Raw genomic sequence first — 10,952 nt, forward strand, 5'->3', positions numbered from 1 at the left:
AGACTTAAACCTAGCACCAATGGCAGCATTATCGCTTGCCCAGCTCGGAGTTCTGCCTCAGTCTTGGCCTTCTTTAACCGTTCCATTGCCACCACAAGTTGCTCCGCCCCACTTGCCTTCCGTGCCATGATGGCCTCTACCAATGGTAAAGGCTATATTATTAATGCTTCTATCGAAAATTGGAATAACAAGGCGCTGCCTACATTCCAGAACAGTGTGTCGCCGCTAACCAACTAAATTTGTTAAACTTTTAACCGGACACTACTGATTCCATTTCTCGATAGAAATAGAAATATATTTAATTCATAAAGACTGTATCTAATAATATAACCAACACGATTATTTCTCCTTCTATCGAAAATTTGAATTACTTATTCAAAGGATTCAATAATCGATTAGGAAATTTAGGATAAAAGAACTATAACAAAATATTCTAAAGTTTATTTTTCTTAGGTCGTAGAAACAGCTTCATTGCTGAGAATCTATTAATTAACCCTTTAATAAATAAAACTTACCTGGAATAGCGTTATGAAAATTCTTGTTCACTTCAAGTCTGGACTTAAGCAAACATTTATTGTTCCAAAATGTATGCTAGCACTTGAGTTCAGAAACATAGCCAGAGAGATTGGCGGCAATATAGAAAGTATTGAATTCTCATCACCCTCCCGTCGCCAATCAAATATCCCCACGGTAGAATTCCGGACGGGAGTACTTCGCTTACCTGACAAACATTAATTCAGTTATTCGGCTAGAACGGGATATCATCATCCATATCATCAAATCCACCTGTACCCTTAGCTGAAGAAGACCGATTAGGAGCAGAATTGTCTTCTTCATGATCAGGTGATTCAAAGCTACCGCTTCCTGATCGATTGCCCAACATTTTCATGTCGTTTGCAACAATATCCGTCGTATAACGTTCTACACCATTCTTATCAGTCCATTTTCGGGTTTCCAGCCTACCCTCAATATAAACAGGACGGCCTTTCTTTAAGTATTCTCCTGCAATTTCTGCGAGCTTGCGATAAAAGGTTACTCGATGCCATTCAGTCTTTTCCTGTTTCTCACCATTTTTGTCTTTCCAGGTATCCGTCGTTGCCAATGTAATATTCGTTACCGCATCACCATTTGACATGTAACGAGTTTCCGGGTCTTTTCCCAAGTTACCAATGAGTATAACTTTATTGACTGATGCCATTTATGTCTCCTCCCCTAGCAATTTAATCACTTTCTCTTCATCAAAACCTTTCATGTCAACTTTCAGATAGGCCACTCTCTCATTAACCAGCACCAAAGCTTCATGCACACCCGTTATCGCTGCAAGCTCACGCGATAGTTCTATCGATTTATTCGAATCCATCTCTTGCACATGATACATCTTGGAACGCACTGCAGCCGGAGCTTTCATCGTTACAGCAAGCATTAACCATACGATGAGTAATAATCCACAAAAGGAATATAGCGCATAGCTTCCATAATTTCCAAATAGGTAACCGCCTACTGCTGCACCTACAAAAGCACCTAAAAACTGAGTGCTACTGTAGATTCCTATTGCAGTTCCCTTTGCACCAACCGGTGCAATCTTTGAGATCAATGACGGCAAGCTAGCTTCCAGCAAATTGAATGCTGTGAAGAAAACCAATAACGCAATCGCTGTACCCCAAATAGAATCAAAGGTGGTTGCCAGCAATACTTGTCCGATCAGCAATAAAGCAATCGCTGCAACAAATACAAATTTTAACTGAGCTTTTTTCTCAGCATAGATAATCGCTGGAATGATTAATACAATCGACAAAAGTAAAACGGGTAAATAAATTTGCCAATGATCATCCGCTTCCATTCCCGCTTGACGCAGAGTGAGTGGCACAACTAGCCATAGCCCCATCAACGTAGCGTGTAAAGCAAAAATACCATAGTTTAAACGCAACAACTGTGTATCACGCAATACACTACCAAAACTTGTGGGCGATGCTTCTGTGTCAGAATGAAAACGACTGATTTGCGGATCAGGAACTATTTTCTTTATCACAATCATTGCCAGAAGTGCTAATACACCTGTCATGGCAAAAATCCCTGGAACGCCAATCCATTGATTCAGAATGGGGGCAACAATTAAAGAAATGGCAAAAACAGTGCCAATGGTCATACCGATTGTAGCCATTGCTTTGGTACGATGTTCTTCGCGCGTAAGATCCGCAGCAAGTGCCATCACTGCAGCCGAGATTGCGCCAGCGCCTTGGATAATGCGGCCCAGTATCACCCAGTAAATATCTATTGCAAGGGCAGCAACCACACTGCCAATAGCAAATAAAATCAGACCCATATAAATAACAGGTTTACGTCCGATACGATCAGACAACCAGCCGAAAGGAATCTGCAAAATGGCTTGCGTTAAACCATATGCCCCTAGTGCGATACCAATCAGTGTGTAGTTATTTCCGCCAGGCAAATCCTCAGCATAAAAAGCAAATACCGGCAGAATGATAAATAATCCAAACATCCGCAAGCCATAAACACCGGCCAAACCGATGGTCGCGCGCAGTTCTGCTGGAGACATTTTTTCAGATGAAGATGAAGCAGACATGAATCAGGTTGTGATATTTCCAAAAAGTTGGGTATATTAGCAGGTTGACTCATACATAGATAGCCAATGGAATCCATAAAAATACGTGGTGCGCGCACCCATAATCTGAAAAACATCAGTCTCAATCTGCCACGTAACAAACTCGTTGTCATCACTGGGCTATCCGGATCGGGAAAATCCTCACTCGCGTTCGATACGCTCTATGCGGAGGGTCAACGTCGCTATGTGGAATCACTTTCGGCCTATGCGAGACAGTTCCTTCAACTCATGGAAAAACCGGATGTTGACTTGATCGAGGGCCTTTCTCCGGCAATCGCCATCGAACAAAAGGCAACCTCGCATAACCCCCGCTCGACAGTAGGGACAGTTACTGAAATCCACGATTATTTGCGTTTGCTGTTTGCCCGCGTCGGTGACCCACATTGCCCCGAGCACAACATTATCTTGACAGCGCAAAGCGTTTCACAAATGGTCGATCATGTGTCACAACTCCCGCTTGACACGCGTTTAATGATTCTTTCGCCATTAATCGTCGAACGCAAAGGTGAGCAAGCCGATTTATTTGATGAACTTCGTGCGCAGGGTTTTATTCGCTTGCGGATTGACGGGGAAGTGTATGAAATTGATGCTATACCCAAGTTGCAAAAAACCAAAAAGCATACGATTGAAGTTGTTGTTGATCGCTTGAAAGTTTCTCCGGATGCCAAACAGCGGCTTGCCGAATCATTTGAAGTAGCGTTACGTTATTCCGACGGACGCGCTTTAGCGGTTGAAATGGATACGGGTCATGAACACCTTTTTTCTGCCAAATTCAGCTGTCCTGTTTGCAGTTATTCCTTATCCGAATTAGAACCCAGACTATTTTCATTCAATAATCCATTGGGTGCCTGCAATAAATGCGATGGCCTGGGGCAGATCACTTTTTTTGATCCCGCACGCGTAGTAGCTTTCCCGCATCTCTCATTGGCTTCCGGTGCGGTAAAAAATTGGGATCGGCGCAATCAATTTTACTTTCAGCTATTAACAGCACTCTCAAAACATTATGAATTTGATCTGGAAATTCCATTTGAGAATCTAGATGAATCTATTCGCAACATTATTCTGTATGGATCTGGTAAAGAAAAAATACATTTCTCCTATTTAACCGAAGGTGGCCGAAAGCACCAAGAAACACATGCTTTCGAAGGCATTATTCCCAATCTGACACGTCGCTATAAGGAAACGGAATCACAGACGGTTCGTGAGGAGCTGGCAAAATATCTCAATGCGCAAACCTGCCCGGAATGCCACGGCACACGCTTATGCCAAGCTGCCCGCCATGTACATGTTGCCGGACAGGCAATTTACGAAATCAGTGCTTTCCCGTTGAAAAAAGCCAAGCTGTTTTTTGACCAAATTGAATTAACAGGTCACAAACATGCCATTGCCGAGCGTATCATCAAGGAAATTTCCAGTCGCGTGCAATTTCTCAACAATGTTGGATTGGATTACTTATCCTTAGATCGCTCGGCTGATACGCTGTCGGGTGGTGAATCCCAGCGCATACGTCTTGCCAGTCAAATCGGCTCCGGCCTGACCGGCGTCATGTATGTTTTGGACGAACCTTCCATCGGATTGCACCAACGTGATAATGGGCGCCTACTGGATACGCTTAAGAATTTGCGTGATCTGGGCAATAGTGTCATTGTGGTTGAACACGATCAAGATGCCATACAGATTGCGGATTACGTGGTCGACATGGGGCCTGGTGCTGGAGAGCATGGCGGTTTCATTGTCGCTCAGGGCAGTCCGCAAGCCATCCAGGAAAACAGTGATTCTCTGACTGGTAAATACTTATCTGGAAAATTATCGATCAAAATACCGGAAAAACGTCACGAACCCAATCCAGAACGAATACTCCGAATTGACGGCGCATCCGGTAATAATCTCAAAAATGTCACACTTAACCTACCGATAGGACTATTTGTCTGCGTAACAGGCGTTTCGGGATCCGGCAAATCCACTTTAATCAATGAAACGCTACATCGTGTGGTAGCCCGGCACCTTTATGCCAGTAACGCCGAACCCGCACCTTATCAACAAATTGACGGCTTGGCTTTTTTCGATAAAGTGATCAATATGGACCAAAGTCCCATCGGACGCACACCACGCTCCAATCCAGCAACTTACACCGGATTGTTTACCCCCATCCGGGAATTGTTTGCCGGTGTGCCACAGGCACGAGAACGCGGCTATGCCCCCGGCCGTTTTTCTTTCAATGTCAAGGGTGGGCGCTGCGAAGCTTGTCAAGGGGACGGCATGATCAAAGTGGAAATGCATTTCCTGCCTGATATTTATGTTACCTGTGATGTATGCCACGGTCGGCGATATAACCGGGAAACACTGGAAATTCAGTATAAGGGTAAAAATATCAATGACATTCTGCAAATGACTGTGGAAAAGGCAGCTGAATTTTTTACCCCTGTCCCCGTAGTCGCGCGCAAATTGCAAACACTTCTGGAAGTAGGCCTCGGCTATATTACATTGGGACAATCTGCCACGACACTCTCCGGTGGTGAAGCACAACGGGTAAAATTATCATTGGAACTGTCCAAACGCGATACGGGACGCACTCTGTATATTCTAGATGAACCCACAACCGGCTTACATTTCCAGGATATTGATCTGCTGTTGAAAGTTTTACACAGACTGCGTGATCATGGGAATACCGTAGTGGTAATTGAGCATAATCTGGATGTCATCAAAACAGCCGACTGGATTATTGATTTAGGACCGGAAGGTGGCGACGGCGGCGGATGCATCATTGCAGAAGGCACACCCGAAGCAATCGCGGTGAATAAAAACAGTTTTACAGGCCATTACCTGCAATCCATGCTTACCAAATGAATCCGCGCAGCTATTTGCTGGAAAGTTTCTTAGTCGCGGTTAAAGCAGCCGATCCGGCTCATATCGTACCGCAACATCTGCCCAATCCCCCTAAAGGCCGCACGCTTGTTGTCGGTGCCGGCAAAGCTGCCGCCGCTATGGCGCTGGCGGTTGAAAACACCTGGCCATCTTCTGCTCAACTGGACGGCTTAGTGATCACCCGTTATGGGCATAAATTACCTACCCAAAGAATTAAAGTAACAGAGGCTGATCATCCGATTCCCGATGAAAATGGAGAACGAGCATCACGAGAAATTTTGGCCGCAGTTAAGGCGTTAAAATCTGAAGATCTATTGCTCTGTTTGTTCAGTGGTGGAGGATCCAGTCTGCTTTCGTTACCGAGTGACGGTATTTCATTGCAGGATCTAAAAGAAGTGACAAAGCAATTATTGCGATGTGGAGCCAGCATCCAGGAAATCAATACCGTCCGCAAACACTTGTCTGCTATTCAAGGCGGCCGGCTTGCGGCGGCTTGCAAGGCTCCCGTACTGGCATTAATTATTTCTGATGTTACCGGCGATGAAGCAACACATATTGCTTCTGGCCCTTGTTCGCCCGACCCAACCACCTTTTCTGATGCGCTTGCCGTGCTGGATCAGTACAGTCTGAATGTACCGCCATCGATTAGAAAAATTTTACTTGAAGGCAAAGCACACGCAGCCAGTGAAACACCTAAACCCGGCTCCCTTATTTTCTCTCGTGTTGAAAACAAAATTATTGCGAGCGCATATCAATCACTGCTTGCATCAGCAAATTATTTTCAAGAACACACTATCGCCACCTTGATCTTGGGCGACACAGTCACTGGAGAATCGCGGGAGATTGCTAAAAGTTATGCGGCGCTAGCGAGGGAGATCCGCTTACACCCGCAATTGTTAAAAGCGCCTATAGCGCTTTTATTGGGTGGTGAAACAACAGTTACCATCAAAGGCAATGGCCGCGGAGGCCGTAATTCTGAATTTTTACTATCGCTGCTAATTGAGCTTGCTGATCTTAAAGACATTTATGCACTTGCGTGCGACACGGATGGATTGGATGGTACTGAAAATAATGCTGGCGCATTTATCTCACCCGATTCATTAATTCGTGCAAAGCAACTGGGATTGAATGCCACATCATTTTTGAACAATAACGATGCCTATGCATTTTTTGAGCAGCTAAACGATTTAGTGATTACTGGACCAACTTATACCAATGTTAATGATTACCGTGCCATCCTTATTCTTTAGTCGAACACACGCGATCATCAAAATCAGTTTTCTGATTCCGGCCAATCTGTATTGATGATAAAACCAATCCCTGTTGAAACCACCTGTTAATCATATATTCATAGAATTCCTGATTTCTTGATAGCTTAAAAGCCGAGGCCATTTTTTTACCACGCTCTGTTAGCAGTACATGCCCCAAGTCCAGATAATTATTTCCATCGTTCTGGAAACCTATTTTTGTCGGCTTTCCACTATAAAATAATCGCGTATGCTTACCCAATCCTTTTTTAACGAACCCATTGACGTCAAAAATAATCAAACCGATTTCTTCGAGATGTTTGAGTGTTGACAGCGTAATTCCCTGTTTCGTATAAATTTCATTTTCCACATCAAAAATAAGTGGCAATGGATCTCCCTGAATCCATAAAAATTGACACAATGCTTCAAAAATCCGGCCATCTTCTGGATTTAAATTAAATTGTATATTCGAATCATTTTCACAAAGGAAATTTTCTGAGCGAGTTACTGAAGTAATAAATTGCAACAGTGCTGTCAATAAATTACTCGTTTTCATATGCAAACTATTGTTCTGATTTTTCTTCTATTTTCTTAGAACTCTTTTCAGCAGCCTGAGGTTCCGTTGCGGATGATTCTTTCTGTACATCCTCTTTAATCTCGTTTACTTGCACATCCGTTTTGTCTTTCGATTTCGGCTCATCTTTTATCTTACGAGATTTAATTTCCTTATTAATTTCGGCAAGAAATGTAATATTATCCTTACGTTGTTTCTCACTTTTATACCAAGATGCACACGTAATTGCACCCATAGTTATCAAAATGATGCTCATCACATCAACGCCATCTAAAAAGATAAATGCAACTCCCGTAGAAATGGCAAATGCGCCTAAAAATGCTGTAAATAGCCATAATTTTGAGCCGGAACCTAAATTGTTATTCCGTTTGTTCCAGGCTTCGAGATTATCTCGCGTCATAACCAATTCCTCATCAGTCCATTCTTTCATGCTCATAACTACCCAATCTCCTTAAGAATCTATCGATGTTTCTTGAGATATCAATTTTCAACAAAAAAATTAACAGGATTGATTATATTTCTTTCCAGCAATAAAAAAGGCACCAATTGGTGCCTTTTTTACAAGACTAACTTTGATTAGAAGTTGTGACGCATACCTACCGAGTAAGTGTTGCTATCTTTAAATACTGGGTTTGTTGTATCAACCATTGCGCGCTGATAGCCACCGAAAAGGCTCGAACGCTTACTCAAATTATGTATCGCACCCACTGTAAAGCTACTTACTTCACGACTTACTTGGCCACCGGCTGCATGAGCATTGGTCATGCCGCCTTGAGCGATCAGACTGGTGTTGCCTAAGTCATACTGACCTCCCGCAAACCAGATATTACCACTACCATTCTGATTCATTGCTGAATTGCACTGCCCACGTGAATCACTTGGTTGGCCCAAACCTGTTGCGGGATTACCTAACTGACCAGCATTAGTACAGGTTGCTGCACCCACTGCATTGTTAATATTCTCGTACTGACCACTCAGCTTGAAGTTTTGGTAACTCCACATTGCACCACCACGCCAGACGTGTTCATTGTTGTTAAAACCTTGTGTTCTTTGACGAGTACTAACGTTATCGCGAGAGTATCCGCCAAACACGCCTAAATTATGGCCTTGTATTTGCTTCTCATATTTACCCGCAACTTGGAAGTCCCATTCACCATCTTCACCACCGGAATTTGATTGACTACCAGCAAAACCGCTTGATGCAGCAATAGGATTTGCTGGATCTAATCTATTTGAGTCACCTGGCATTAACAAACCTGAAAAGCTAAAGCCTTCAACTTTTGGTGAATCGTAACGCGCAGCGCTATTTACAAAACCATTAGCGCCTGAACCCAGACCATTTGCTGACGCAGTCATGGTACCGCCGCTGCCTGAAGCTTGAAGGGTCGTGTATGCAAATGGATCAATGGTCATACCACCGGCAAAATCTTTAAATGGAGATTGAACACGACCAAATTTCACTTCACCCCAGGTATCGTTAGCCAATGCAACCCAACGTTCCCGAGCAATTCCCAAAGCGCCACTTCCTGTGCTAAAGCCATATTCAACACGCGCTTTTACTTTTAATCCGCCGCCCAGATTCTCGGTAACATGCATACCCCATCTTGAACGACCTGTATCGTCGCCGATAAGTGCTTGACTGCTTTGACCATCACGATTGACTGTAGCATACTCAGCTTGAACACTACCAAAAAGTGTCACATTTGTTCCTTGTGCTGACGCAGCCATCGGGACTGCAAGTGCACCGGCTACTGCCAACGAAATAAGTTTCTTCTTCATACGGAAGTTCTCCTTTAATGTTAAAACGACTGGGGCCGTCCTATTGTTGCCTACTACACTCCAGTGGAATGTACCCCGCTTGTTCGGACCTCCCGAATCAGGAGGTTTGATCGGATTGTGCCCAACACAGAGGCACTCTGCAAGAAAAACGAGTAAATCTTGCAAATTAAATAACAGATCTGTTGTATTCAAGCAACATGATTGTTGTTTTTCTGACTATAAGTTGTAGCAATTACTCATTTTCAACGTGTTCAATATTACCGAAATCCCTTTTATTATAACCCTGAGCACAATAATTTCATGCATCATAATTTACAAATAAAAGGAGGCGATCGGGTCGAATTCGGTTTCTCTTCTTCACTAAAAATTCACAGTTTTTTTACCCACAATGTGGGTGATTCTGATGATTCTTGCACGCCAAGTAAATCTACACATTTGTTAGAACTGCTTGCAAGAGCCTAATCATTAGAAATTCTTCCCTTTCATTCCCAAACAATTTCAGGATGAGATATGACATCCAAACTTTCAGATTTTAATTCCGGTTTATTAAAAATTGGGTTTGATGTATATATATTCCAGTTAAACTTCTGCAGATATACTTCTTTTTCTCGTTTTCAATCAGAAATTTTCAGTTATCATTTCGTTTATCTCTCTATAACTAGGCCCATATTGTAAGGTATGTTTATGCTTAGAATCATTCTACTTATATTTGCTATAACCAATCTAATCGCTACTCCTTCAATACGAGCCGAAACCTGGACACTCCCGCCCCCGGATATTGATATTTTTGGTCAAATACGAACCACGCAAGCAAGTAGTGAAGAGACGCTACTGGATATAGCACGTCAATACGATATCGGTCAGATAGAAATTTTGTTAGCCAATCCTAATGTCGACCGATGGCTACCAGAAGATGGCGCGAAAGTTATTTTGCCAAGCCGCTATATTATTCCTCAAGCTGATCGTAAGGATCTGATACTTAATTTACCGGAAATGAGGATTTATTACTTTCCAGAACCTAAAAAAGGGGAGAAACCAATGATTATTACTCATCCGGTAGGAATCGGCAGGATGGACTGGATAACGCCATTGGGAATTTCCAGAATAGTTGAAAAAAAGAAAGATCCTACATGGACACCTCCCAAATCCCTTCAGATGGATAGAATAGCAAATGGCGAGCAACCATATCCCAACATAGTACCCCCTGGCCCTACCAATCCACTTGGACGACATGCCATGCGTTTGAGTATCGGCAGTGGCAGCTACCTCATACATGGCACTATCAAACCATTTGGCGTTGGAATGCGCGTTTCAGCTGGATGTGTTCGTATGTACCCAGAAGACATTGAGGCGCTCTTTGATAAAGTTCCAGTAGGTACGCAAATACAGATTGTTAACCAACCTATTAAGCTCGGCTGGTTACTTGACTCACTTTTTATTGAACTTCATCCACCGTTGGAAGAAGATGAAGGAAAATACACCAACTATAAACAAATAGTCGCAGCTGCAATTAATGATTTTCTTGAACTAAAGAGTAGTAAGAAAAATATTCCTTTAGATTTTGAAATAGACCAAGAAGCCTTAAAACAAGCAATAATCGAGAAAAGTGGCATGCCCGTTCTAATATCACGCTCACCCTCTCAAATTCAATTACATACTTAAAATCAGTAGTGTCCGGTTAAAAGTTGAACAAATTTAGTTGGTTATTGGCACCACACTGTTCTGGTGTGTCAATGACGGAGTAAAAAGGTACCAAATAGCGCGCGAAAAGTGTACCAGTTAGGTTAATAAAAAGAGGGATCTAACCTCTGGTTTTGCGCCTCTGATTTTTTATTTCTTGGATTTCAGTCAAAGCGCAGTGTTT

8 protein-coding genes are annotated in these 10,952 nt (G+C 42.9%); 3 read left to right on the forward strand and 5 right to left on the reverse strand.

Features of this window, described 5'->3' with window-relative positions:
• Window positions 1-748 precede the first annotated feature (748 nt).
• Window positions 749-1,198 carry a single-stranded DNA-binding protein gene (gene ssb, locus ACH10T_RS09315; protein WP_394809013.1) on the reverse strand — a complete coding sequence of 150 codons (450 nt, stop codon included), beginning with the start codon at window positions 1,196-1,198 and terminating at the stop codon, window positions 749-751.
• Window positions 1,199-2,557 carry an MFS transporter gene (locus ACH10T_RS09320; RefSeq protein WP_394809014.1) on the reverse strand — a complete coding sequence of 453 codons (1,359 nt, stop codon included), beginning with the start codon at window positions 2,555-2,557 and terminating at the stop codon, window positions 1,199-1,201. It lies immediately after the preceding gene.
• Between the two features lie 93 nt (window positions 2,558-2,650).
• On the opposite strand from ACH10T_RS09320, the gene uvrA reads away from it, so the two are divergent.
• Both uvrA and ACH10T_RS09330 read left to right on the forward strand, forming a co-directional pair.
• Window positions 2,651-5,470, forward strand: a complete 2,820-nt coding sequence (gene uvrA / locus ACH10T_RS09325) for an excinuclease ABC subunit UvrA (RefSeq protein WP_394809015.1) — start codon at window positions 2,651-2,653, stop codon at window positions 5,468-5,470.
• The gene (locus ACH10T_RS09330) at window positions 5,467-6,738 is read left to right on the forward strand and encodes a glycerate kinase (RefSeq protein ID WP_394809016.1); all 1,272 of its coding nucleotides are present in this window, start codon (window positions 5,467-5,469) and stop codon (window positions 6,736-6,738) included. Before uvrA ends, ACH10T_RS09330 begins: the two co-directional genes overlap by 4 nt.
• Here the strand turns inward: ACH10T_RS09330 and ACH10T_RS09335 are convergent.
• The 3 genes from ACH10T_RS09335 to ACH10T_RS09345 form a co-directional block, all read right to left on the reverse strand.
• On the reverse strand, window positions 6,728-7,291 hold the full coding sequence (locus tag ACH10T_RS09335; RefSeq protein WP_394809017.1) for a hypothetical protein: 564 nt from the start codon (window positions 7,289-7,291) through the stop codon (window positions 6,728-6,730). The two genes, ACH10T_RS09330 and ACH10T_RS09335, sit on opposite strands and share 11 nt — an antisense overlap.
• A gap of 7 nt (window positions 7,292-7,298) precedes the next feature.
• Window positions 7,299-7,745, reverse strand: a complete 447-nt coding sequence (locus ACH10T_RS09340) for a hypothetical protein (RefSeq protein ID WP_394809018.1) — start codon at window positions 7,743-7,745, stop codon at window positions 7,299-7,301.
• Window positions 7,746-7,885: 140 nt separating this feature from the next.
• Entirely contained in the window at window positions 7,886-9,088 is a 1,203-nt protein-coding gene (locus tag ACH10T_RS09345; RefSeq protein WP_394809019.1) for a porin, read from the reverse strand.
• A gap of 684 nt (window positions 9,089-9,772) precedes the next feature.
• Here ACH10T_RS09345 and ACH10T_RS09350 point away from each other — a divergent pair.
• Entirely contained in the window at window positions 9,773-10,750 is a 978-nt protein-coding gene (locus tag ACH10T_RS09350) for a L,D-transpeptidase family protein (protein WP_394809020.1), read from the forward strand.
• The last annotated feature ends 202 nt before the right edge of the window (window positions 10,751-10,952 follow it).

It is taken from the genome of Nitrosomonas sp., from assembly GCF_043753625.1.
GTDB lineage: Bacteria > Pseudomonadota > Gammaproteobacteria > Burkholderiales > Nitrosomonadaceae > Nitrosomonas.